Origin of the sequence: Sphingomonas bisphenolicum, from assembly GCF_024349785.1 — a bacterium.
Classification (GTDB): domain Bacteria; phylum Pseudomonadota; class Alphaproteobacteria; order Sphingomonadales; family Sphingomonadaceae; genus Sphingobium; species Sphingobium bisphenolicum.
On sequence record NZ_AP018817.1, the window covers coordinates 3,707,006 to 3,731,049 of the forward strand.

General features: G+C 64.7%; 24 protein-coding genes and 1 pseudogene. 13 read left to right on the plus strand and 12 right to left on the minus strand.

Going from position 1 to position 24,044, the window contains the following annotated elements; translation table 11 throughout:
* Window positions 1-8: 8 nt before the first annotated feature.
* From accC to SBA_RS18375, 3 genes are all read left to right on the plus strand, one after another.
* Entirely contained in the window at window positions 9-1,361 is a 1,353-nt protein-coding gene (accC, locus tag SBA_RS18365; protein ID WP_224549701.1) for an acetyl-CoA carboxylase biotin carboxylase subunit, read from the plus strand.
* Window positions 1,358-1,702, plus strand: a complete 345-nt coding sequence (locus SBA_RS18370; protein WP_261935445.1) for an arsenate reductase family protein — start codon at window positions 1,358-1,360, stop codon at window positions 1,700-1,702. Before accC ends, SBA_RS18370 begins: the two co-directional genes overlap by 4 nt.
* A 161-nt stretch (window positions 1,703-1,863) precedes the next feature.
* Entirely contained in the window at window positions 1,864-2,613 is a 750-nt protein-coding gene (locus SBA_RS18375) for a ParA family protein (protein WP_224549697.1), read from the plus strand.
* Window positions 2,614-2,620: 7 nt separating this feature from the next.
* On the opposite strand, the gene SBA_RS18380 is transcribed toward SBA_RS18375, so the two are convergent.
* Both SBA_RS18380 and SBA_RS18385 read right to left on the minus strand, forming a co-directional pair.
* Window positions 2,621-4,918 carry a putative bifunctional diguanylate cyclase/phosphodiesterase gene (locus tag SBA_RS18380; RefSeq protein ID WP_315975816.1) on the minus strand — a complete coding sequence of 766 codons (2,298 nt, stop codon included), beginning with the start codon at window positions 4,916-4,918 and terminating at the stop codon, window positions 2,621-2,623.
* A 135-nt stretch (window positions 4,919-5,053) separates the two neighbouring features.
* Window positions 5,054-6,814 carry a fatty acyl-AMP ligase gene (locus tag SBA_RS18385; protein ID WP_261935447.1) on the minus strand — a complete coding sequence of 587 codons (1,761 nt, stop codon included), beginning with the start codon at window positions 6,812-6,814 and terminating at the stop codon, window positions 5,054-5,056.
* A 148-nt stretch (window positions 6,815-6,962) separates the two neighbouring features.
* Here SBA_RS18385 and SBA_RS18390 point away from each other — a divergent pair, with 148 nt between their 5' ends.
* Window positions 6,963-7,490: a regulatory protein RecX gene (locus SBA_RS18390; protein WP_261936791.1), complete on the plus strand. Its 528-nt coding sequence runs from the start codon at window positions 6,963-6,965 to the stop codon at window positions 7,488-7,490.
* Window positions 7,491-7,659: 169 nt separating this feature from the next.
* On the opposite strand, the gene SBA_RS18395 is transcribed toward SBA_RS18390, so the two are convergent.
* Both SBA_RS18395 and SBA_RS18400 read right to left on the minus strand, forming a co-directional pair.
* On the minus strand, window positions 7,660-7,962 hold the full coding sequence (locus SBA_RS18395; RefSeq protein WP_261936792.1) for a terminase small subunit: 303 nt from the start codon (window positions 7,960-7,962) through the stop codon (window positions 7,660-7,662).
* A 411-nt stretch (window positions 7,963-8,373) separates the two neighbouring features.
* On the minus strand, window positions 8,374-9,246 hold the full coding sequence (locus SBA_RS18400) for a hypothetical protein (protein WP_261935448.1): 873 nt from the start codon (window positions 9,244-9,246) through the stop codon (window positions 8,374-8,376).
* A gap of 476 nt (window positions 9,247-9,722) precedes the next feature.
* Between SBA_RS18400 and SBA_RS18405 the strand changes: the two genes are divergently transcribed.
* The 3 genes and pseudogenes from SBA_RS18405 to SBA_RS18415 all read left to right on the plus strand — a co-directional run.
* Window positions 9,723-10,250 (plus strand): DUF192 domain-containing protein, encoded by a 528-nt coding sequence (locus SBA_RS18405; protein WP_261936793.1) that lies wholly within the window; start codon window positions 9,723-9,725, stop codon window positions 10,248-10,250.
* Window positions 10,251-10,300: 50 nt separating this feature from the next.
* Window positions 10,301-10,699, plus strand: coding sequence for an NADH:ubiquinone oxidoreductase subunit NDUFA12 (locus SBA_RS18410; protein WP_261935449.1), 399 nt, complete (start codon window positions 10,301-10,303; stop codon window positions 10,697-10,699).
* Window positions 10,700-10,947: 248 nt separating this feature from the next.
* Window positions 10,948-11,118 (plus strand): annotated as a pseudogene (locus SBA_RS18415) (DUF2155 domain-containing protein); the annotation flags it as partial.
* Between the two features lie 35 nt (window positions 11,119-11,153).
* Here SBA_RS18415 and aat read toward each other — a convergent pair.
* Entirely contained in the window at window positions 11,154-11,903 is a 750-nt protein-coding gene (aat, locus tag SBA_RS18420; protein WP_224549691.1) for a leucyl/phenylalanyl-tRNA--protein transferase, read from the minus strand.
* 107 nt (window positions 11,904-12,010) lie between these two features.
* Between aat and SBA_RS18425 the strand changes: the two genes are divergently transcribed.
* The gene (locus SBA_RS18425; protein WP_261935450.1) at window positions 12,011-13,279 is read left to right on the plus strand and encodes a dipeptidase; all 1,269 of its coding nucleotides are present in this window, start codon (window positions 12,011-12,013) and stop codon (window positions 13,277-13,279) included.
* Window positions 13,280-13,330: 51 nt separating this feature from the next.
* Here the strand turns inward: SBA_RS18425 and SBA_RS18430 are convergent, their stop codons facing one another.
* A complete protein-coding gene (locus SBA_RS18430) occupies window positions 13,331-14,365 on the minus strand; it encodes a S66 peptidase family protein (RefSeq protein WP_261936794.1) in 1,035 nt (344 codons plus the stop codon).
* A gap of 2 nt (window positions 14,366-14,367) precedes the next feature.
* Window positions 14,368-14,811 carry a cupin domain-containing protein gene (locus tag SBA_RS18435; RefSeq protein ID WP_224549689.1) on the minus strand — a complete coding sequence of 148 codons (444 nt, stop codon included), beginning with the start codon at window positions 14,809-14,811 and terminating at the stop codon, window positions 14,368-14,370.
* Between the two features lie 83 nt (window positions 14,812-14,894).
* Here SBA_RS18435 and dapE point away from each other — a divergent pair, with 83 nt between their 5' ends.
* Window positions 14,895-16,034, plus strand: a complete 1,140-nt coding sequence (gene dapE, locus SBA_RS18440; protein ID WP_261935451.1) for a succinyl-diaminopimelate desuccinylase — start codon at window positions 14,895-14,897, stop codon at window positions 16,032-16,034.
* Between the two features lie 48 nt (window positions 16,035-16,082).
* On the opposite strand, the gene SBA_RS18445 is transcribed toward dapE, so the two are convergent.
* On the minus strand, window positions 16,083-17,492 hold the full coding sequence (locus tag SBA_RS18445) for an OprO/OprP family phosphate-selective porin (RefSeq protein ID WP_261935452.1): 1,410 nt from the start codon (window positions 17,490-17,492) through the stop codon (window positions 16,083-16,085).
* A 139-nt stretch (window positions 17,493-17,631) separates the two neighbouring features.
* On the opposite strand from SBA_RS18445, the gene SBA_RS18450 reads away from it, so the two are divergent.
* Complete coding sequence (locus SBA_RS18450) at window positions 17,632-19,122, plus strand: ABC transporter substrate-binding protein (RefSeq protein ID WP_261935453.1); 1,491 nt, start codon at window positions 17,632-17,634, stop codon at window positions 19,120-19,122.
* 90 nt (window positions 19,123-19,212) lie between these two features.
* Entirely contained in the window at window positions 19,213-19,635 is a 423-nt protein-coding gene (locus SBA_RS18455; RefSeq protein WP_224549683.1) for a DUF4112 domain-containing protein, read from the plus strand.
* Window positions 19,636-19,751: 116 nt separating this feature from the next.
* Here SBA_RS18455 and SBA_RS18460 read toward each other — a convergent pair.
* The 3 genes from SBA_RS18460 to nadC form a co-directional block, all read right to left on the minus strand.
* A protein-coding gene (locus SBA_RS18460) for an IS5 family transposase (RefSeq protein ID WP_261935108.1) occupies window positions 19,752-20,503 on the minus strand; the annotation gives its coding sequence in 2 pieces (ribosomal slippage) (window positions 19,752-20,173 and window positions 20,173-20,503; 753 coding nt in all).
* Between the two features lie 164 nt (window positions 20,504-20,667).
* Window positions 20,668-21,375: a ribonuclease T2 family protein gene (locus tag SBA_RS18465; protein WP_261935454.1), complete on the minus strand. Its 708-nt coding sequence runs from the start codon at window positions 21,373-21,375 to the stop codon at window positions 20,668-20,670.
* Entirely contained in the window at window positions 21,368-22,231 is an 864-nt protein-coding gene (gene nadC, locus SBA_RS18470; RefSeq protein WP_261935455.1) for a carboxylating nicotinate-nucleotide diphosphorylase, read from the minus strand. The genes SBA_RS18465 and nadC overlap by 8 nt, the downstream gene beginning before the upstream one ends.
* Before the next feature lie 86 nt (window positions 22,232-22,317).
* Between nadC and SBA_RS18475 the strand changes: the two genes are divergently transcribed.
* On the plus strand, window positions 22,318-22,569 hold the full coding sequence (locus SBA_RS18475) for a type II toxin-antitoxin system Phd/YefM family antitoxin (protein ID WP_224549678.1): 252 nt from the start codon (window positions 22,318-22,320) through the stop codon (window positions 22,567-22,569).
* The gene (locus SBA_RS18480) at window positions 22,566-22,994 is read left to right on the plus strand and encodes a type II toxin-antitoxin system VapC family toxin (protein WP_261935456.1); all 429 of its coding nucleotides are present in this window, start codon (window positions 22,566-22,568) and stop codon (window positions 22,992-22,994) included. The genes SBA_RS18475 and SBA_RS18480 overlap by 4 nt, the downstream gene beginning before the upstream one ends.
* Before the next feature lie 6 nt (window positions 22,995-23,000).
* Here the strand turns inward: SBA_RS18480 and nadA are convergent, their stop codons facing one another.
* Window positions 23,001-24,002: a quinolinate synthase NadA gene (nadA, locus tag SBA_RS18485; protein ID WP_224549676.1), complete on the minus strand. Its 1,002-nt coding sequence runs from the start codon at window positions 24,000-24,002 to the stop codon at window positions 23,001-23,003.
* Window positions 24,003-24,044 lie beyond the last annotated feature (42 nt).

Sequence of the window (24,044 nt, forward strand, 5' to 3'; positions counted from 1 at the left end):
TCGGACCCATGGCCATTGAAAAGCTGCTGATCGCCAACCGCGGCGAAATCGCGCTGCGCATCCACCGCGCCTGCCATGAAATGGGCATCAAGACGGTGGCGGTCCACTCGACCGCCGACGCCGACGCCATGCATGTGCGGCTGGCCGACGAAGCGATCTGCATCGGGCCGCCCGCGGCCAAGGACAGCTATCTGAACGTTGCCGCGATCATTTCGGCCGCGGAAATCAGCGGCGCGGATGCGATCCATCCGGGCTATGGCTTTCTGTCGGAGAACGCCAAGTTCGCCGAAATCGTCGAAGCGCACGGCATCGCCTTCGTGGGGCCGAAGCCCGAACATATCCGCACCATGGGCGACAAGATCGAAGCCAAGCGCACCGCCGGCGCGCTGGGCCTGCCGCTCGTCCCCGGCTCCGACGGCGCGATCAGCGACCTGGAGGAAGCCAAGGCGATCGCGGAAAAGGCCGGCTATCCGGTCATCATCAAGGCCGCGTCCGGCGGCGGCGGTCGCGGCATGAAGGTGTGCAATTCGCCCGACGAGCTGGAAACGCTGATGCAGCAGGCCGGGTCGGAAGCGAAGGCCGCCTTTGGCGACGCGACCGTCTATCTCGAAAAATATCTCGGCAATCCGCGCCATATCGAAATCCAGGTGTTCGGCGACGGCAATGGCAACGCCATCCATCTGGGCGAGCGCGATTGTTCGCTCCAGCGGCGTCACCAGAAGGTGCTGGAAGAAGCCCCCTCCCCGATTCTGAGCCAGGCCGATCGCGACCGCATCGGCGGCGTCTGCGCCAAGGCGATGGCCGATATGGGCTATCGCGGCGCGGGCACGATCGAATTTCTGTGGGAAGATGGGGAATTCTACTTCATCGAAATGAACACCCGGCTTCAGGTCGAACATCCGGTGACCGAAATGATCACCGGCATGGATCTGGTCCGCGAACAGATCCGCATCGCCGAAGGCAAGCCGCTGTCGGTCACGCAGGACGAACTGCGCTTCACCGGCCATGCCATCGAATGCCGCATCAACGCCGAAGACCCAAAGACCTTCGCGCCGTCGCCGGGCACCGTGACCAGCTATCACGTGCCGGGTGGCATGCATGTCCGCGTCGATAGCGGCCTGTATCAGGGCTATAAGGTGCCGCCCTACTATGACTCCATGATCGGCAAGCTGATCGTCTATGGCCGCACCCGCGAGGGCGCGATCATGCGGTTGAAGCGGGCGCTGGAGGAATATGTGATCGAAGGGATGAAGACCACCATCCCGCTGCATCAGGCGCTGCTGCGCGATCCCGATTTCCTCAACGGCAACTACACGATCAAATGGCTGGAGGAATGGTTGGCGCGGGAGGGCGACGCGTGAAGGCGACCATCTGGCACAACCCCAAATGCGGCACGTCGCGCAAGACGCTGGCGATCCTCGAGGAGGCGCCGGGCGTCGAGGTCGAGGTGATCGAGTATCTGAAAACCCCGTTCACCCGCGACAAGCTGGCGCAGATCATCGCCGACGCCGGATTGACCCCGGCGGAGGCGATCCGCAAGATGGGCACCGACGCAGAGGAACGCGGCCTGCCTACCTTGGACGCCAGTGCGATCCTGGACGCAATGGCGTCAGATCCGGCTTATGTGAATCGCCCCTTCGTCGAGACCGAGAAGGGCGTTCGCTTCTGCCGGCCGCAGGATAAGGTACTGGAAATTCTATAAAAATCTAAACACTCTATCATTGCATATCCGAAACGATCTTTGTTTTGAAAATGCGATATAATTGTCCAACTCCCTGTCTCATCTCGTCACGTCACAGGCGCGTAACAAAGCCATGATCTGAGCGCTTGCTTTGATGGCGGGAAGCCGTAGCTTCTCTCCTCATGGCAAAGGAACCGACATTGGCGACCATCGCCGTCTACAGTCTGAAGGGCGGCGTGGGTAAGACCACCTTCGCGATCAACCTGGCCTGGGCATCGGCCTGCATCTCCAAGCGGCGCACCCTCCTCTGGGATCTCGACCCGCAGGCCGCGTCGAGCTGGCTGCTCTCCACCGACACGGAAAGCCGCGACGCGGCGCAGGCGATCTTCAGCAAGGATGTGGACGTCCGCAAGCTGATCCAGCCGTCGACCGTGCCGGGACTGGACCTGATCGCCGCCGACACCTCCTTGCGCAGCCTCGACCATCTGTTCCGCGAAATGGACAAGAAGAAGCGGCTGGCCAAGCTGATCGAGAGCCTGGGGCGCGACTATGACCGGATCATCCTCGATTGCCCGCCCGGCCTGACCGAGACCAGCGAGCAGGTGCTGCGCGCCGCCGACCTGATCGTCATCCCCGTCATCCCGTCCCCCCTGTCGCAGCGGGCGATGGGCGAGGTCGCCCGCTATCTGGTCCAACGCGGCGGCAACCATGCGCCGATCCTGCCGGTCTATTCGATGGTCGATCGCCGCCGCAGCCTGCATCGTGCGGCGCTGGACAGCCAGTCGGGCTGGCCCGCCATTCCGATGGCCAGCACGATCGAGCAGATGACGGTGCGCCGCAAGCCGCTAGGCGCTTTCGCCCCGACTTCGCCGCCGGCACAGGCCTTCGCCTCGCTGTGGACGATGGTCGAGCGGCAATTGCAGGCCGGCTAGAGCGGCGTCAGCCGATGGCAGCCCGCTGGGGTTTCGGAAACAGGCGCGCCGCGTCCTGGGGCAGCATCGGCCGACCGAAATAATAGCCCTGCACCTTCTTGCAGCCCAGCCGCCGGACCATCTGCAATTCGGCCTCGGTCTCCACGCCCTCGGCCGTGGTGCTCATGCCCAGGCTTTCGGCCAGCGTCACCACGGCCCGGATGATGGCCAGGCTTTCGGCGGTATTCTTGGACGCGCCAACGACGAAGCTGCGATCGATCTTGATCGTGTTGAACCGGGTACGGCTGAGATAGCCCAGCGAGGAATAGCCGGTGCCGAAATCGTCGAGCGAGAGCTGGATACCCAGGCTGAGCAACTGGTCCAGCACCTTGAGCGCGCCCGCATCCTCGTTCATGAATACGCTTTCGGTGACCTCCAGCTCCAGCCGGCGCGCGTCGAGCCCGCTCTGCGCCAGCGCGGACACGACCGCGGCGACGAAGCTGGGATGGGTCAGCTGCTCGGCCGAGACATTGACGGCGATCCGGATATCGTCCGGCCAGGTCACCGCCTCCATACAGGCGGTGCGCAACACCCATTCGCCGATCGGCGCGATCAGCCGCGCTTCCTCAGCCACCGGTACGAACTTGACCGGCGATATGACGCCCAGTTGTGGATGGGTCCAGCGCACCAGCGCCTCGAACCCCAGCACCACGCCCTGGTCGGCATCGACTACGGGCTGATAGAGAACGTGCAACTGATCCTTTTCCAGCGCCTCGCGCAGCGCCAGCTCCAGCTGCCGCCGCTCCTCCGCCTGCGCGTGGAGCCGCGGCTCATAGGCGCAATGCACACCGCCGCCCTCATCCTTGGCGCGATAGAGGGCGAGGTCGGCGCTGCGGATCAGGGCTTCGGACGCGCGGCCATCCATCGGCGACAAAGCCGATCCGACCGATGCGCCGACATAGAGCATATGCTGGTCGATCTGATAGGGGGCGGAAAGCGCCCCGATGATCGCCGACGACAGGCGAGGGATGGCCGCGCTATCGGCGACATCCGGCATGATGACGGCGAATTCGTCGCCGCCGATCCGGCCGCAGAATATGTCGGTCGCGCAGACCTGGCGCAGCCGCCGCGCCACCTGGCTCAACAGCTTGTCGCCGATCTGATGGCCCAGCGTGTCGTTGATAGACTTGAAGCGGTCGAGATCGATCATAAGGAAACCGCAGCCGGGCGAGCGGCCTTTCGCCGCGTCCATCGACTGGTCCAGCACCTCGCGCAGATGGCTGCGGTTGGGCAGGCCGGTGAGCGGATCGAAACGGGCGAGCTGCGCGATCTTGTCGGCCGATTCGCGCTGCGCCGTCACGTCCGACCCGACCCCGCGGAACCCTTGGAAAATGCCGTTTTCATCGTGGCGGGGCGAAGCCGACAGCTCCCACCAGCGCCATTGGCCCTTGACCTCGACCGGAAGGAGCAGATTGCTGAAACTCTCGCGCCGCTTCAAATAGTCGGCCAGGCTGTGCAGGCCGGCTGCGAACCGGCCGTCGTCCCAACCGCTGCCCGCCAGCATTTGCACCAGCGGCGCTCCCTCCAGCTCCGCCGGCTGCATCCCCATCGTTTCGGCGAAACGGCCGGAAACGCCACTGATCCGCCGCAGCGCGTCGGTCTGCCACAGCCAGTCCGATCCCCCTCCCTCGAACTCCCGCAACAGCAGGCTGACGACTTCGCTCTTTTCGGCCAGTTGCGCGGTCGTGCTGTGCTGCCGCGCAAAGGTGCGCGCATAGATGAAACAGCCGGCCAGCAGCGACAGGGCGTAGCTGGTCGCCAGCGCCCGCAACGGCATCTGGCCGCCTTGGTCGAACATGGCGAAAAGACCCAGGATACAGGGTAGCAAATAGGCAGTGGCGGACAGCGGGGTCGCCGCATAGCTGATCGCGCCGCAGACCATGATGCAGCTGATGAGGGTCCAGAGCGCCACCAGTTCCGCAGTCTGGCCGGATCGCGACACCAGCACCATGCAGGCCGCCCAGACCAGCCCCTGCAACAATCCCCCCAGCCCATGCCGCCGCAGATCGGATGGCGACAGGCCGATATTCTTCGCGCGCCCCCGTTGCCGGTCGAGCAGCAGGGCGATGGTCGTCGCGGCGATCAGCGCCGCGCTCCACCCGCCCAGCAGAACCGGCGAGCAGCAATGAGAAAAGACCTCCCACAGAAACAGCAAGCCGCAGATATTCATGCCATGGCGCAGGATGGCCACGCTGTCGGCGGATCGCAGCTGGGCCTCCAGCACGCGCAGGCCCGCTTCGTCCTTCACGGGCGAAAGGCCCGCCATGGCGCGCAGCGACGCGCGCGCCTGGCGGTCCGGTTCTACGGCTTGGTCCTGCTTGCTACCCACATGACCGGGTTAGCAGTCATGGGTTATCAATCGGTAACCTTGGCCGAGAGGATATCGCGATCGGGCCGAGTGTCAGGCGGCGATATCATAGGGCCGGATTTCGCCGGTCAGATAGAGGTTGCGCGCCTTCGACCGGCTGAGTTTGCCCGAACTGGTGCGCGGCAGGGTGCGTGGCGGCACCAGTTCCACGACGCAGTTCATGCCGGTGATGGCGCGGACCCGCTCGCGGATCTGGTCGCGCAGGCGCGACCGTTCTTCATTGTCCGACGTGCGGCAATGGACCAGCACCGCGGGCGCTTCCTCGCCGCCCGGCGTGGTGATGGCGAAGGCGGCGATGTCGCCCTGCTTGAAGCCGGGCAGTTGCTCGACAGCCCATTCGATATCCTGCGGCCAGTGATTCTTGCCGTTGATGATGATCATGTCCTTGGCGCGGCCGACGATGTAGAGATAGCCGTCGCTCAGATAGCCCATGTCGCCGGTGTCGAGCCAGCCATCCGCCATGCACGCCTTGGTCGCGGCTTCGTCGCGGAAATAGCCGACCATCAGGCTGGGACCGGTGGTCCAGACCTTGCCGATCTGGCGCTCGCGCAGCAGGCCGCCATCCTCGTCGCGGATTTCCACGATCATGTCTTTGGCCGGCTTGCCGCAATTGACGATCGAGCGGAAGCGCTGGGGACGCCCCTCTGTCGCGTCGCCGCCCGACAGGTCGGTTTCCTCGACCAGTTCGACGATGATCCCCTCGCCCGGCGGCATGATGGTCACGGCCAGCGTCGCTTCGGCGAGGCCATAGCTGGGCAGGAAGGCCTTGGGGCTGAACCCCGCATCGGCGAAGGCATCGACGAAGCTCTGCATCACGTCGGGGCGAATCATGTCCGCGCCATTCCCGGCAAGCCGCCAGCGGGACAGGTCGAACCGGTCCTCCGCCTTGGTCTGGCTGGAGATGCGGCGGGCGCAAATGTCATAGCCGAAGGTCGGCGAATAGCTGATCGAGGTGCCTTCATTGCGGCTGATGAGGTCGAGCCAGGCCAGCGGACGGCGGGCGAAATCCTCGGTCTTCATATAGTCGGTCGACACCTGGTTGGCGACGACCGACAGGAAGCAGCCGACCAGGCCCATGTCATGATACCAGGGCAGCCAGCTGATGCAGCGATCGCTGTCCTGCACCTGCATCCCGTGGCTGTGCGCCGACAGGTTGGACAGGAGCGCATGATGCGTCACCGCGACGCCATGGGGGAAGCGGGTCGAGCCGCTGCTATATTGAAGATAGGCGATCTCGTCGGTGCGCGCCTGCGGCAGGTCGACGGGCGACGCGTCGCGGGCGATGAAATCCTCGAAGGCGATGCTTTCGACCGATTTCTGCCGGCCGGATTCGCCGGCCATTTCTTCCAGTTCCTTGGGGAAGAGGAACAGCATCGGGTCGCAGCTGGAAAGCTGGACGTTGAGCTGGTCGATATAGCTTTCCTTGCCGCCGAAGCTGGTCGGCAGCGGCAGCGGCACCGGCCAGGCGCCGGCATAGACGATGCCGAAGAAGAGCATGGCGAAATCGGCGCCGGTTTCGGCGACCAGGGCGACGCGGTCCTGCGGCTTCACGCCATGGGCGATCAGGCGGTGGGCGCAGGCAAGCGCGTCGGCGCGCAATTCGCTGAACGGATAGGGCCGCGCCAGATTGCCACGCGCATCGTGGAAATTGAGGCCGCGTTTGCCCTGCGCCGCATAGTCCAGCGCTTCGCCCAGCGTCCCGAAATCGGAGAAGCGGCGCGGCAGATCATCGGTGGTCGGCGTCGGTGCCATCATCTCTTGCGAACCCGTCATATTGGTTTCACCCAATGTCATAAAAATCGTGAAGGCGCGGCCGCTATCATCTTTGACTGCGACATGCACCGGATATTGCATTCCAGCATGCACTCATAGCCGACAAGGCGCGGTGAAATTCCGGCCCGACTGTGGCATAAAGATGGCGCATGTCGCATGTTGCATCATGATGACCGGCAAACGCCTCCCTCCACCGCTCGATGAAAGCGCGTTGCGCGACATGGCGCTGCGCCATGTCGCCCGCTTCGCCACCAGCCGGGGCAAGCTGCTCGCCTATCTCAAGCGCAAGATCAAGGAGCGCGGCTGGGGCGGCGAACAGCCCGCTGACCCGGAAGGGCTGGCCGACCGCTTCGGGGAACTGGGCTATATCGACGATGCCGGCTATGCCGTGATGAAGAGCGGGGCGCTGGCTCGGCGCGGCTATGGCGCGCGGCGCATCGGCGAGGAACTGCGCGCGGCGGGGATCGCGGAGGAGGATCGCGAACAGGCCGATGCGCAGATCGCGTCCGAAGCCTGGGCGGCGGCGGACCGCTTCGCCCGGCGCAAGCGGGTCGGCCCTTATGCGACCGGGCCGCTTGACCCCAAGCAGCGGGAGAAGGCGATCGCGGCGTTTCTGCGCGCGGGTCATGATTATGCCGTCGCACGGCGCTGGGTCGATGCCCCGCCGGGGGAGCCGATGGCGGCGGAAGAGGAATAGATCGGGGTCACAACCGGGTCATGGGCGCGAAGTTCACACCGTTGATGGCATGATTTCGCGCGCGAAAGACAGGACGAAGCGTCGGTCAAGCGCCGGTGAGGCCATAGCGACGCGCCCCTTGGGTCATAGTCGCGTCCCTGTCGGGTCAGGATCGCGCGCCGCCCGCGCATCAGCCACGCGGCTGTCGGGTCACGGGTCGGGTGGGATCAGCGCCGAAGGGATCCGCCAGGCTTTGCGCATGGAGCGCCAGGGCATTGGCCCAGGTCCGGTCGAACGGCGTACCGGCCAGGCGGCGGCGCAGGCGATGCGCGCTGGCGGGCGACATGCCGACGGCGCGGGCCGCCTGCGTCACATTGCCGGTGGCGAGCAGGCTGGTGAGGAAGCGGCGCTGCCTGTCGGGCGTCCAGCGGATGGGGTCGGTCGCGATGGACGCGCAGGGCGCGGGCGGATTGGCGGTGGGGTGCGGTTCCATCGACAAGGATAAATCAGATGAAATCCTACATTGGAAGAGGGATTTTGGGTTGGAAGGTCGCCGTAGTTTTCATGCCCTCTCAACAGCGCGAAAACGACCGGAGGCCTCTTTCCGCTTTATCTCCGCGTTCTCCGCACGATTAGATTTTTTTCGCGCGGAGGCGCGGAGACGTGACGATATCGGCTTATCTTTGAATGGCAAAAAGGGTGGAGAGCGGAACGTCGCCTCTTGGGAGCACTGCGATATGAAACAGACCTTACCCGCCTGACCCGGCGTCACGATATGCAGGAATGTTGCCTCGAAAACCTGCGCGAACCCTGGGAGATCATCTGCGATGTCCTCGGGCGATCGTTTTGGATCGAGTTCTCCGATGATGGCGAGGGATCGCTGTTCAGGTTGCGGTGGCTGTGATTACTTGGTTTCCGCTTTAGCCGCTGGAGATGGCGTCGGTAACAGCAATGGGATCGCGATTCCTAAAACCACAGGGATCAAAACAACACCAAGCACCCAGAGCAGCACGGTTCTCGCTTCGGAGGCATCCTTGCTGCTGCGTCCATAATCAAATTTTAATGAGGGGAATAGTTTTGCGTATTTGTCTGTTATGAAAAAGATCGCAAGCGGCATGATGCATAAGTAAATTGGAAACAGATTTGCGTAAATCTTCCGCGAGCTAGTTCCACTTTTTGTAAAGTAAACGCAGAGCATAAAAGATGCTACAAATACGCAGAAAAGCACAACTCCGAATATCCTTGAGTGCCACTTGCTAAAAAAGAATGGATAATCAGTTTTTGAACCAGATATTAAATTGTCGAGCATGGTACGCATATGATTGACATGCACATCAGTTCCCTCAATGTCATAGGTTATCACTTTGAGCAGGAATTTTCCGATGTTAATTCGCAACCTCAGCACTCCATGCTTTCCATGAGAGAATGCGAATTCTGTCGGTATGGAATGTTCGGTCGCAAGCAACAGTTCGACTTGATCTAAGTCGTTGGTTTCAATCGTAGAGCCATTCGCGAACGCGAGAGAATATGACCCACCCTCGAAATCGGCGATGAGCATTCGGGCTTCACGTATCTTGGCTCCACGATCTTCGCTGAAACCAACTTGATCGGTTCCGGCAGCACGATTGAACTCTTCTTCAGTGACCCCCGAATAAGTCCGTATGGCAGAGACAGATAGCGCTTGCATCTCTGCCATAACGCGGCGCAGCCCTCGAAAAAACTCAGGCGAGATGGTGATTGGCGTAGTCACAGTGCGCGAAAATTTACGTAACATCATACCCCCCCTATTCTGCATAACTTTTCATAGGGTTCGGCATAATTCGCGTCCATATGGGCTGACGAAAAAAGCAGGGCCGAAGCCCTGCTCTTATCCCGTGGTGCCTTTCAGCAGATGATACATCGCCGCTAGGATCACCAGGCCGCTGCCGCATAGCCTGCTAAGCCGATCGGACCTTGTTCGCGGACACCATGAGGGCCAGCGGTCTCACCGACTGCATCAACAGGCCGGACAGACGACTGCACCCGACCAATGGCCAGATCATCACTTTATGCTTGCAACGCGGGAGCCATCCACAGATGCCAGTCCGCAAGGGGCCCAGCCTCGCATGCTTGGGGAAGCCGCCGGTCGGCAGCTAAGAAGCGAAATTGCTACGCCGAATGACCGCGATTGGTCGCTTGCAGCTACTCCCCTCCCCCAGCACATTGACCGTCAATACCCTCCCCATCGGCCGCGAATCGCATTAGGCAGTCATGATGATCCGCCTCCCCGCCCTTCTCGTCCTCGGCCTGCTGGCCGCCTGTTCCAGCCCCAAGCCCGCTGCCGACAATAGCGCGCAGGCGCAGGCCGACACCGCCGCGCTGCCGGTCGTCATCTCGACCGCCAAGGGCGGGCATCGGTTCGACGTCGAGGTCGCCGCCACGCCGCAGGAACAGGAAAAGGGGCTGATGTTCCGCAAGGAACTGGCCGCCGACGGGGGGATGCTGTTCCCGATGGACCCGCCGCGCACCGCGAGCTTCTGGATGAAGGATACGCTGATCCCGCTCGACATGCTGTTCATCCATACCGACGGGACGATCGCGTTTCTGAAGGCCAACGCCGAACCTTATTCGCGCATCCCCGTGTCCGCCGGCATTCCCGTCGCCGCCGTGCTGGAACTGCGCGGCGGGCGCGCGGCGGAGCTGGGCATCGCGGAAGGCGATGTCGTCCACTGGGGCGGCTGCGCGGTGCCGGGCGGCAAGGTCACGACCGACCGCAATTTCTGTCCGGCCGCGCCCCGATAGCGCCATATCCTCCTTGCCCGCGCCCGTCGCAGCGGCTAAGCGCTTGGCCCATGGGAATCCTCGGCAAGATCTTCACCTGGTGGGATGGCGCGACCATCGGCACCGCTCTCTTCACCTCCCGCAAGGGCAGCAAGGTCGGTGAAGACCATCAGGGCAATATCTATTATCAGGGCGGCATCGACCCCAATGGCCTGACGCGCCGCTGGGTCATCTATAATGGCGTCAACGACGCCAGCCGCGTGCCCGCCGAATGGCATGGCTGGCTGCATCATTCGATCGAGGGTGCGCCCGAAAGCTTCCTGCCGCCGCCGCGCATCTGGGAACTGGAATCGACCCCCAACGCCACTGGCACCGCCCACGCCTATCGCCCGTCGGGCGCGCTCGAAAAGGGCGGCCAGCGCCAGAAGGCGACCGGCGATTATGAGGCGTGGAGCCCCGACGCGGCATGAGCCGGCGTCCGGCGGGGGGCGTCCCGCCGATCCTGTTGTACGCGCCTCTGCTGTCCTGCGCGCTGGCTCTGGCCGCGTGCGGCAAGAATGATGTGCCTGACGGCAACCAGACCGGCCCGGTCAAGGTCGAAGGATCGCCGATCCGGTCGGTCGCCGGCACCGCCCTGCCCGGCACCACGCCGATGGCGGAACGCACCGCCGTCGTCGGCCTGCTCAACAAGCGCAACGGCCTGACCCGCGACCTGACGATGAAGCCGGGCGAAGCGCTGCGCGTGGGCGACGCGATCGTGCGGCTACAGGCGTGCGAAACCAGCGCGCCCTGGGAAAATGTGCAGGAAACCGGCGCCTTCATCCAACTGGACGTGCGCAGCAGCGCCGACGGCAAATGGCGGCGCAATTTTTCCGGCTGGCTGTTCCGCGAACGGCCTGACCGCAATGTCGTGCAGCACCCGATCTATGACGTCTGGGTCAGAAGCTGTGCAATGGCCTGGCCCGAAACCGGGCCGGAGACGGTGAAGCTGGGCGCCAAGGGCGAGCCCGTGACGGCATCGCCCGCGAGCGGCGCAAACGCCCGTTCGGCCGCCACGCCCGAACCGCGCGACAATGCGCCCGCCCCGGCCCCCAGCGCCACGCCGCCGGCCGCCGCGCCCAGCAACTGAAGATAGTCGCGCTGGCTGATTTCGACGGCGCCCATCGTGCGCAGATGATCGGTCATGAACTGGCAGTCGAGCAGGGTGAAGCCGCCGACGCGGAGCCGCGCGACCAGCCAGGCCAGCGCCACTTTCGACGCATCGGTCCGGCGCGACACCATGGATTCGCCGAAAAAGGCACGACCGATGGCGACGCCATAGAGGCCGCCCACCAGTTCGTCGCCCTCCCATATCTCGATCGAATGGGCGAAGCCGGCTTCATGCAGGTGGCGATAGGCGGCTTCGATCTGATGGTTGATCCAGGTCGAGGGGCGATCGGGCGCGGCCTGCGCGCAGAGCGCCAATATCTGCGCAAAGGCGCGGTTCGCACTGACCCGGAAATGGTCCCGGCGGATCGTCTTGGAGAGCGAATGCGACAGGTGGAAACCGTCGAGCGGCAGAATCGCGCGCCGCTTGGGTTCGACCCAATAGACCTCGTCCGCATCGCGGTCGTCGGCCATGGGAAAGACGCCGATGGAATAGGCCTGCAGCAGGACGAGCGGATCGATCATCATTCTGGCCAAGGAGTAGCAGACGGGGCGGAAGGGGAAAGCCCTCTGCATCGATTATGGCATCCGGCGGGAGATTGACTTGCGATGGCGCGGCCCTAGCTTGCCGCCCCATGAAAAGCCTGTCCCTGGCCCTGCTGCCGCTCCTCCTCGCCGCCCCCGCCGTCCACGCCGCCGATCCCTATGTGGATCGGGTCGCCAAGGTGCTGAAGGCCACCCCCCTGATCGACGGCCATAACGACTGGCCCGAAGCGCTGGCCGACAAGGCCAAGGAAGGACGCTGGACGATGGCGCTCGACCGGCTGGACCCGGCGACCTTCCATACCGATATCGAACGGCTGCGCGCGGGCGGCGTGGGCGGGCAATTCTGGTCGGTCTGGGTGTCGGCCGACCTGCCCGAACTGCAGCAGGTCAAGGACACGCTGGAGCAGATCGACCTGGCCCATAGTTTTGCGCGCCGTTACCCCAGCGACTTCGCCTTCGTCACCACGGCGGCGGAGCTACGCGCCGCGCACAAGGCGGGACGGGTCGCATCGCTGCTGGGCGTGGAGGGCGGCGGCCAGATCGACGGCAGCCTGGCGGTGCTGCGCAGCTATCGCCAGCTTGGCGCTTCCTATCTGACGCTGACCCACGCCCGCACGATCGCCTGGGCCGACAGCGCGACCGACAATCCGCAGCATGACGGGCTCACCCCGTTCGGCGAGGCGGTGGTGCATGAGCTGAACCGGCTGGGGATGCTGGTGGATCTGAGCCATGTCAGCGAGGGCACGATGCTGGACGCGCTGCGGGTCAGCAAGGCGCCGGTGATCTTCTCCCACTCCAGCGCGCGGGCGATCTGCAACACGCCGCGCAACGTGTCGGATGCGGTGCTGACGCAGGTGGCCGCCAATGGCGGCGTGGTGATGGTCAATTATGCGCCGCAATATGTGTCGGAAGCGCGCCGTATCTGGAGCGCGGCCCGCAGTGCGGAAGTCGCACGCTATAATGCACCGCCCTTTGGCGGCCTCTATATCGGCGATCCCGAAGGCGCGAAGACGGCGCTGGCGGCGTGGGAAAAGGCCAATCCCGAGCCGGTGGTGACATTGGCGCAGGTCGCCGACCATATCGACCATATCGCCAAAGTGGCCGGCGTCGACCATGTCGGCATCGGTAGCGATTTCGACGGCGTGGGATCGCTGCCGCAGGGACTGAGCGGGGTGCAGACCTATCCGGCGTTGCTGGCCGAGCTGATGCGCCGGGGCTGGAGCGACAAGGATATCGCCAAGCTGGTCGGCGAGAATGTGCTGCGGGTGATGGCGGCGGCGGAGAAGGTCGCGGCCGGGATGCAGGGCGAACCGGCGGGGAGCGGGACCGTGGCGGCGCTGGATGGCGTGAAACCATAGGCAGCCCTGGTCCTCCCTGCGCCAAAGGCCTGGGGAGGATTTTCAGACCGCCTAACTGACCGCCGCCTCCAGCAGCCTGATCGTCCCCGCTTCCGCGTCCATTTCCGCGGCCACACCCAGCGGCAGGCTATATTGGTTGGCGACGTGACCGAACTGGCCGCCCTGAAAGGCGGGGATGCCGAGCGGCTCCAGATGCTGTTGCAGCACCTCCGACAGGGTGAAGCCGCCATAGCTGGCGCCGCCCGGCCCGCAGTCGGTGCATTGGCCGAAGGCCACGCCCGCCAGCTTGCCCAATATCCCCGCCAGCGATAGCTGGGTCAGCATCCGGTCGATGCGATAGGGCTGTTCGCTCACATCCTCGATGAACAGGATCGCGCCGGTGAAATCGGGCAGATAAGCCGTGCCCATCAGCGCCGCCAGCACGGTGAGGTTACCGCCCAGCAGCCGCCCGCGCGCCACGCCGGGGCGGAAGGTGCGGATGCGCCCCGTGCGCTGCGCCAGCCGATCGTCATGCCCGACCGGGGTGGAAAAGGTCGGCGTCGCCGCGTCGAAGGCGACCGCGCGGAAGGCGTCCCAGCTAAACGCTCCCCAACTGCTCGCGGCATTGGGGCCGTGGATGGTGGTGAAGCCCGCCTTGGCGGCGAAAGCCAGATGGAGCGCAGTGATGTCCGAAAAGCCGACCAGCAGTTTGGGATTTTTACGGATCGCCGCGAAATCGAGCCGAGGCAGGATGCGCGCGCAGCCCCAGCCGCCGCGCACCGCGAAGACCGCCCGGACCTGCGGGTCGGCGAACATCGCGTTGACGTCCGCCGCCCGATCCGCATCGGTCCCGGCCAGATAGCCGTAGCGCCCGGCGAGATGCGGCGCGGCCCTGGGCTTGAGCCCCATGGCGAGGATCGTTTCCTTGACCAGATCGAGGTCGAACGCGTCGTCGCTGAACCCCGCCGGCTCGATCAGGCCCACCATGTCGCCCGCGCGCAGCCGCGGCGGCTTCACCAGGGCAGCAGGCGCGGCGCGCGCCGATATACTCATCGCCGCGAGCATCGCGCCCATTCCGGTCAGCGCACCGCGCCGGTCCATCCGCATCGTCAATAGCTGCTCCCATCCTTGTGGCGGTAGGCCCCGCCCGACCAGAGAAGGTCGATATCGGGATAATGGCAATCCCCCGTCGGCACACGGCCGAACGCGACGAACACGCAATCGGCTGCGCTTTCATTGACCAGATGATGGCCGTTCGGATCGCCTTTCGGAAAAGCCGCCATGTCGCCGGCCGTCATCGGCGTGCGCTTGCCCTCCTCCACCAGCACGGCCTCTCCCGCCAGCATCAGCACGAACTCGTCCTCATCCTCATGCCAGTGGCGCTGGGACGACGCCGCGCCGGGTTTCAGCACGACATGGCTGACGCCGAAATCGCTGAGACCGTGGGCGGGGCCGAGCCGTCGCACCCATCGCCCGTCGACGATAGCCGCATGGCCGGCGGGATAGCCGGTGCTGTTCGTCTGCGCGATGCTGTCCAGGTCGATCCGTGGCATGGGCCGGTCCTCCTGTGGCCTGTCCTCTTGGGGCTGGCCCCCAAAAGCTGGCCAACCCGCATGGCTTTCGCTAACGCGGCAGGATGAGCATGACCAGCACCAATGACGATGTGGTGGCACTGGCCCGGCGCCTGCTGGCCTGCCCGTCCGTAACCCCCGCCACCGGCGAAGTCTTCGCTGCGCTGGAGGCGATGCTGGTCCCGCGCGGCTTTACCGTGGATCGTTTCACCGTGGGCGAAGCGCCCGACGGGCCGGTGGAAAATCTGCTGGCCTGGCGCACCACCGGGGCGGGACCGCATTTCGCCTTTGCCGGACATCTGGACGTGGTGCCGCCGGGCGCGGGCTGGACCAGCGATCCGTTCGCGCCGGAAATTCGCGGCGACCTGCTCTACGGGCGGGGCGCGGTGGACATGAAGGGGTCGATCGCCGCCTTCGTCGCAGCGCTGGACGCGCTGCCAGACGACCTGCCGGGCACGATCAGCCTGATCATCACCGGGGACGAGGAAGGGCCGGCCGTCTATGGCACGCTGGCGCTGATGGACCGGATGCAGGCGCGCGACCTGCGCCCGGACCTGTGCCTGGTGGGCGAACCGACATCGTCGGCGCGGCTGGGCGATGTGGTGAAGATCGGCCGGCGCGGGTCGGTCAATATGTGGATCAGGGTCGCCGGGTCGCAAGGGCATGTAGCCTATCCGCATCTGGCCGACAATCCGATCCCGAAACTGGTGCGCATCCTGACGGCGATCGAAGCCGAGGTGCTGGACGAGGGGACCGACTGGTTCCAGCCCAGCAATATCGAGATCACCGACCTGGAGGTCGGCAATGTCGCGCATAATGTGATCCCCGGCGCGGCGACCGCGCGCATCTCCATCCGCTTCAACGACCAGCATAGCGGCGCGGCGCTGATCGAGCGGATCAAGGGGCTGGCGGCGACCGAGGGCGGCATAGTCGAAGCCAAGATCAGCGGCGAATCCTTCCTGACCGCGCCGGGCGCGTTCAGCGATCTGGTGCGCGACGCGATCCGCGACGTGACCGGCGTGGAGACGGAGTTGTCGACCACCGGCGGCACGTCCGACGCGCGTTTCCTGTCGCGGATTTGCCCGGTGGTGGAATTCGGCCTGAACAACGCGACCATGCACAAGCTGGACGAGGCGGTGGCGGTGCAGGATCTGCATGACCTGACGCGCATCTATGCGCTGGTGGTAGCGCGGGCGCTGGGATGAACCCAGGCGCGGCGGGGGGAGATACCTGCCTGTTTCGGTCCGCGGGCGTCAGAAATCCAGTTCCGCGCGCCAGCCGATGACATCGACGCCATAATCGCTCTTGCCACCGGCCAGGATCGCCGCGTCGGTATAATCCAGATGGGCGTAATTGACGTTGAAACGCAGATATTCGACCGGCGTCCACACCAGCGCGGCGATGATCCCGTTCTGCTTGCCGCCGACGATATCCTTGTCGTTGAGGCTCAGATAATCGTAGCGCACCGTCGCCTGCAACGCACCCCAGCCGCCGCTGCCGACCGGGCTGTCGGGCTTCACGATGCCGAAGATGCCGTTCTTGTAGCCGCGCGTTTCGCCGGTCAGGACATAGCCGACCTCGCCATAGCCGCCGAAGAAGGTGGGATCGGCCAGCCCCGGCCGCGAAACCCGCAGCCAGTGGGCCTCGCCCGCCCACCATAGCGGCCCGCGCTCGCCGGCCAGTTCCAGTCCATAATGGCTTTCTCCGTCGGCCGGAATATTGGCCGTCGCCAGGAACCGGCTGTTGGCGCTGTGGAGATAGGCGCGCTGGCGATAGCGCTGCGGATTTTCCGCCAGCCGCTGGAAATCGCGCCAATGGCCGGACAGGCCGAAATGCAACTGCGTCTTGCCGAACCTGGGCGCCAGCACGACCCGGCCATCGACGCCATAGCTGTTGTTTTCGTCTCCGCCATCGGCCCCGTCGGCATCGTTGGTCAGCGAATCCGCGCTGTCGGAAAAGATACCCGCCTGCGCCAGCACGATGCCCGACCGATATTGCGCCGACAGACCCAGCCGCCGCTCGAAGCCGAACGCGTCGGTGAAGGCGGCCCGCTCCATCACCGATCCGCCGGTATCGCCGATCAGTTCGTCCAGCGACTGGAAGCTGTTGTGATTGCCCAGCGTGACCAGCCATTTGCCCTTTTCATAGGTGATGAAGGTGTCGACCAGATCGACGCTGTTGTCGGACAGCTCCAGCTCCAGCTTGTAGCCGAATCCACCGCCCAACTGCCCCTCGCCGCCCAGACGCAGGCGGCGCAGTTCGTTGGAATAGCCCTTGGCGCGATCGGTGATGCTGTCCGGGGTCATCAGCAGCCCGGCGTCATATTGGATGCGGCCCTTCACATGGAAGCTGGCGGCGCCCTTGCTGAACACCGGCCCGCCCTTCCAGCCGATGACGCTGTCGCTCGCCGGCCTGGCCTGCGCCACCTGCGCAGGCGGGGCGGCCGATGCTGCAACGGGCGCGGGCGCGGGCGCGGCCGGCGCGCTGTCCAGCCGCGCCTCCAGCCGATCGACCTGCGCCTTCAGCGCGGCGATCTGGGCGCGCAACGCGTCGGCTTCCGCGGCGCTGATCGCCTGCGCACACAGCGGCGCGGGCGCCATCGCCAGCGCGATGGCGGTGCCGGCGGCCAGTCGGCCCATCACCGGTCGCAATATGGGACGCATCGATTTCCCCTTCCTGTCTCGCCAAGCCCGTATGAATTTTTCGTGACAACTGCGCGTCTTTGACATGTCACTTTTATGACATGGCTGTGGCGGTGATCCCCGGTTGGCGGGGCGGCCATCGCAGGCTACTCCTTGTCCCATGTTCACGCGCGCCCGCCCTCCCGTCAGAAAGCCGTCATTGGTCGTCGGTGCGATATTGTGCCTGCTGGCGGGTGGCTGTTCCGATGAGGGCCACGATCCCGTCGTGGTGAGCGTAGTGGGCAATCGCGACGATTTTGCGAAACCGCTGGCCGCCCTGCCCGACCCCGGCGCCAAGCTGATCCTGGAGGCGACCGCGCAGGGACTGGTCGCCTTCGACGCGGGCGGCGAAGTCCTGCCGGCGCTGGCCCAGCGCTGGATCGTCGAGGATGACGGGCGCAGCTATATTTTTCGCCTGCGCCGCGCCTTCTGGGCCAATGGCGCGCGCGTCACCGCGCCCGATGTCGCCCGGATGCTGATGGCGCGGATCGAATCGCTGCGGCGACTCGATCCCGACGGCCCGCTCGACGCGGTGCAGGCGGTGGTGCCGATGACCGGCGAGGTGATCGAGATTCGCCTGGCCGCACCGCGCCCCTATGTGCTGCAAATGCTGGCCCAGCCGCAGATGGCGGTGCTGTCGCGCGACGGCGGCACCGGCCCCTATCGTCGCGCCGCGCGCGGCAATGCGCTGGTCCTCACTCCGATCGACCGCGCCAGCGGCGACGACGCGGCGGCGGACGAGCCGGTTCCACCCTGGCAGACCCGCGTCCTGCGCGCGGAACGCGCCGCGCTGGCGATCATCCGCTTTCGCGAACGCGATGCCGCATTGGTGCTGGGCGGCCGCTTCACCGACCTGCCCCTGCTGGTGCCGGCCGGGATCGATCGCGACAATGTGCGGGTCGATCCGGTGCGCGGCCTGCTCGGCCTGGCCGTCACTGGCCGGGGCAAGCTGCTGGACGACGCCGCGATTCGCGCCGCCATCAACATGACGATCGACCGCAGCCAGTTGCCCGCCCTGTTCCCGCTGGGCGGCTGGGCGACCAGCGAGCGCATCCTGCCCGATCCGATGGATCTGGGCCGCACCCCCACCGATCCGGCCTGGGCGGCGCTGTCGCTGGACGAACGACGGGCGCAGGCCGGGGCGAGCGTCACCCGCTGGCGCGCCGACAATGGCGCACCACCACCGCTGCGCATCGCCCTGCCGGCCGGTCCCGGCGCCACGCTGCTGTTCGGCCTGCTGCAGCGCGACCTTGCCGCCATCGGTCTGCCCGCACAGCGCGTCGCGATCAATGCGGATGCCGACCTGCGCCTGATCGATGAAGTCGCCGCCTATGACAGCGCCCTCTGGTATCTCGGCCGTATCGGCTGCGCCCGCAAAATCCATTGCAGCGACGTCGCCGATGCCCAGCTTCAGGCCGCCAGCCTCTCCAGCTCATCCGAGGAACGCACGGCCCGCATCGCCGAAGCCGAAGCGCAGATGGTCGCGCATGACGGCTATATTGCCCTCGGCGCGCCGGTACGCTGGTCGCTGGTGGCCAAGCGGCTCACCGGCTTCCAACCCTCCGCGCGCGCGCGTCACCCATTGAACCATCTCTTCCGCACCACCAATTAGGGATTGGATCATGCGTGCGATGAACGCTTGGGCGTTGCGTGCGTATAGGGATCAGGCCCCCGTCGCAAACGGGGCGAGGAGACAGAGACGATGGCGATTTCGCAGGACCAGTTCGACCGGCTAGCGCGGGAACTACCGGGTTTCGGCCGTGACCCGGCCTCGATCCGCCGCCGGATCGAAGCGATGGAGGCGGTGCTGGAGGGCCTGTTCGTCATCCCCGGCACCAAATATCGGGTGGGCCTCGACAGCCTGGTAGGGCTGGTCCCCGTCGTCGGCGACCTCGCCACCGCGGCTATGGGCGCGTGGATCGTGTGGGAAGCCCGCAACCTGGGCATGTCGAAATGGCAGATTACCCGCATGGCCGCCAATGTCGGCGTCGATACGCTGGTCGGCGCCATCCCCTTCGCGGGCGACCTGTTCGACTTTCTCTACAAGTCCAACACCAAGAATCTGCGCATCATTCGCAAGCATCTCGACCGCCACCATCCCGCGACGGTGACGATCGACGGCTAGAGCGGCCTGTGACCCGACTGCGTTGGATTAGCCGCTCTAATTTATTGGTTTGACGCGATTTCTTAACCGTCACACGATTCCGTTTGAGTGGAAATCGCTCTAAGGCTTGTGGGGATTCACCGGGAATTGATGACGGCTGCAGCGAGGTGGATCATGGCCTCGAAGCTGCGATCGGTTTTGCAGGCGCGCATGGCGATACGCTTGAATTCCTTGAGTTTGCAGAAGAAGTTTTCGATGAGGTGGCGCCACTTGTACATTTCGGCGTCGAGCGGGATGGGTCTGGCGCGTCGCGGGTGCTGCGAGATGACGATTTTTGCACCCCGCTCGTTGAGATCGGCGACGATATCGTTGCTGTCGAAAGCCTTGTCAGCGAGCAGTGCGCCGAACTTGATGCCGTCGATGAGTGGAGCAACGCCAACCGTGTCGAAGCGGTGGCCGGGCATCAAGCGGAAGCGGACAAGGTTGCCCAGCGCATCGGTCAAAGCCAGGATCTTGGTCGTCATGCCTCCTTTGGAACGACCAATGGCCTGGCTCTGAGTCCCCCTTTTGCGCCCTGGCCGTGCCGGTGAACCTTGACGATGGTGGCATCGATCATGGCGTATTCCATGTCGGGTTCATCCGACAGAGCATCGAAAATCCGCTTGAAAACATCGGCTTCCCGCCAATCGCGAAATCGGCGGAATGCCGTGCTCCAATTGCCGAACATCGCCGGTAGGTCGCGCCATGGACTTCCAGTGCGGACAATCCACAGCACTGCCTCCACGAACAGCCGGTTGTTTCTGCCGCTGCGTCCGGGGTCGGTGATCTTGCCCAGACAGTGCGGTTCCATCTGCGCCCATTGGGCGTCCGTCAGTACAAAGCGATCCATCCAGAGTGTGAATCACAACTCCAGCAAAAGGGGAATCCTAAATCCCCACAGCCCTTAAAGCGCGCTGCGTTTGATCGGACGCAAGTCGCACGCTCTAGTTTTTTGTTTTCGCATCGCTTTTAGCGGAAAACCGGTTCCCACTTTCCCGCACGATACTCCAGGGATCAGCGCGGCGGTTCGATCCGCAGTTGCGCCCGGTCCCTGACGCCGCCCTGCTGCGGCGGGCAACTGATGTAGCGATATTTGCGGTCCATGCAGATCCACACCTCGCTCAGCGATCCGTCGCGGGTGACGTTCAGGCGAATGCCGTCGGCGACCATGCCCCTGTTCCGTGCCGCGAAGGCTTCTGCGAAAGCCCGCGCCGACAGGGTCGGGCGCTGCGCCAGTTCCGCCATGTCGGGATAGCGCAGCGCATGATACAGCTTGCGCGACAGGGCGAAGAAGGCAGTCGGGTTGGTCGGCATACAGGTGCCATGCTTGACCCATTCATGCTGGATCAGCTGGACCGACGGTGTCGCGCAGAGATGATCGCGGATCACCTTGCGCGGCAGAATGCCGGCGGCCTTGCAATATTGCGGCCATTGCTCGCCATAGCCGTCAGGCCACAGTCCATGCAGGGTGAAGGCGAAGCTGTTGTCCGACTGGCACTGAAACGCATCGCGCGCGCCCCCGCGCGACGTCTTGCAATATTGCGGGGTCCAGCTGACCGCCAGCGTGTAATAGCCGATCGGCAGGACGCGTTTGGGGTCTTCGGCCGTCGGCCCCTCGATTCGCGGCCGGGCGATGACGTCCGGCAGGCGGCACTGATTGGCCTGCGCCAGGGCGATGCCGGGCGTCGCCAGCGCGATCAACGGCAGCAGCATCTTAAGCATAAGCGAAATCCAGTCCGATGTCGGCGGCCGGCGCCGACTGGGTCAGCCGCCCGACGCTGATATAAGTGACGCCGGTCTGCGCCTTCGCGCGGATCGTTTCCAGCGTGACGCCGCCCGACGCTTCGGTCGGCACGCGCCCGTCCACCAGGGCGACCGCCCCGCGCAGCGTCGCCGCATCCATATTGTCGAGCAGCAAATGGGTTGCGCCCGCGCGCAGCGCCGGTTCGATCTGGTCGACCCGGTCGACCTCCACGATGATGCTGGCGACCCCGGCCGCCACGGCGCGGCGCACCGCTTCCTCGACCGATCCGGCGACCGCGACATGATTGTCCTTGATCATCGCCGCGTCCCACAGCCCCATGCGATGATTGGTCGCCCCGCCCATGCGCGTGGCATATTTCTCCAGCACGCGCAGGCCCGGTATGGTCTTGCGCGTGTCGAGCAGGGTCGCCCCCGTCCCGTCGATCGCATCGACATAGGCCCGCGTCATCGTCGCGATGCCGGTCAGATGCTGGACGCTGTTGAGCGCGGACCGCTCCGCCGTCAGCATCGCCCGCGCCTTGCCCCTGATCCGCATGATGTCGGTCCCGGCCGCCACCCGGTCGCCGTCCTGCGCCAGCAATTCGATCGCGACGTCGGGGTCGAGCGCGCGGAAGAACGCGACCGCGACCGGCAGCCCCGCCAGCGTCACGTCGTCCCGGCTGTCCATCACCCCGTCGAACACCGCATCGGCCGGAATCACCGCCTCGCTGGTGACGTCGCATCCGCCCGGGCCAAGATCTTCGGCCAAGGTGGAAGCGACGAAGGCGGCGAGGTCGAAGCCGGGGAGGGATAAGACAGGAAGCGTGAAGGTCATGGCCCATCCTCTAGCCCCGCCGCCCGACGCGCCGCAACCTGATTCCTCACTTGACTTAGTCCATGGACTAAGTCCATATCTTCGGAATGACGGCGATCATCAATGTTCATGAAGCCAAGACGCATTTTTCCAAACTCCTGGAACGCGCCCATGCCGGCGAGGAAATCATCCTTGCCAAGGCAGGCAAACCCTATGCGAAATTGGTGCCGATCGACGCCGTGCAGGCCCGACCCAAACGGCGGGGCGGTCAGTTTGCTGGACTGTTCGCGGTCGGCGACGAGATTTTCGATCCATTGCCGGACGAAGAATTGCGCCTGTGGGAGGGGCATGGCGATTGAGACTGCTGCTCGATACCCATGTGCTGATCTGGTGGTGGACGGACCGGCGCCTGCTGCCCGACACCGTCGATTCGATGATCGAAAGCGGCGCCGACCAGATTTTTGTCAGCAGCGTCAGCGCCTGGGAAATCGCGACCAAGGCGCGCTTGGGCAAGTTGCCGCAACTCCTCCCCTATCTCGACCGCTATGAAGCGGCGGTCGCGGATGCGGATTTCAGGCAATTGAACCTGACGATGCGCCATGGCCTGCACGCCGGTGCTTATGAGGCGCTACACCGTGATCCGTTCGATCGCATGCTCGCGGCGCAAGCCGAATTGGAAGGACTCGTCCTGGTGACCCGCGATCCCGCTTTCATCACTTTCCCTTGCGAGACATTGTGGCACAAGCCCCTGCTCAGCGAACAGGGACTCGCATATCGGGGCTGACGCGCCTCACCGCGCGCCCACATCCCTCGCCCCTACATCCCCCTGCCCCACAGTCCCGCTCGCCATCTCCAGCATCCGGTCCAGGCTCTTCTTCGCAGCCACGCGCAGCGTCTCGTCCATCTCGATGCGCGGCTGCAAATCGCGCAGCGACAGATACAGCTTCTCCATCGTGTTGAGCGCCATATAGGGGCAGATGTTGCAGTTGCAGTTGCCGTCCGCACCCGGCGCGCCGATGAAATTCTTGTGCGGCACCGCCTTTTCCATCTGGTGGATGATATGCGGTTCGGTCGCGACGATCAGCGTGTTGCCCGGCATCGTCTTGGCGAAGTCCAAAATGCCGCTGGTCGATCCGACATAATCGGCATGGTCGACGATATAGGGCGGGCATTCGGGATGCGCGGCAATAGGCGCGTCGGGGTGCTGGGCCTTGAGCTTGAGCAATTCCGTCTCGCTGAACGCCTCATGCACGATGCACACGCCCGGCCACAGCAGCATGTCGCGGCCCAGCTTGCGCTTGAGGTATCCGCCCAGATGCTTGTCGGGACCGAAGATGATCTTCTGGTCCTTGGGGATCTGCGCCAATATCTTTTCGGCCGATGACGATGTCACGATGATGTCGGACAGCGCCTTCACCTCGGCCGAACAATTGATGTAGCTCAGCGCAATATGATCGGGATGCGCCTCGCGAAACGCCTTGAACTGGGCGGGCGGGCAACTGTCCTCCAGCGAACAGCCCGCATCCATGTCCGGCAGCACGACGATCTTTTCCGGCGACAGGATTTTGGCCGTCTCCGCCATGAAGCGCACGCCGCAAAAAGCGATCACGTCCGCGTCCGTCTCCGCCGCCTTGCGCGACAATTCCAGCGAATCGCCAACGAAGTCCGACAAATCCTGGATCTCGGGCGACTGGTAATAATGGCCGAGGATAACGGCGTTGCGCTCCTTGCGCAGCCGGTCGATTTCGGCGCGCAGGTCGGTGCCCTGCGGAATATCCGTGATCGCGTTCATACCCTGTAACTCCTCGGTCCCATGGCTGGCCCTTTGTCCGCG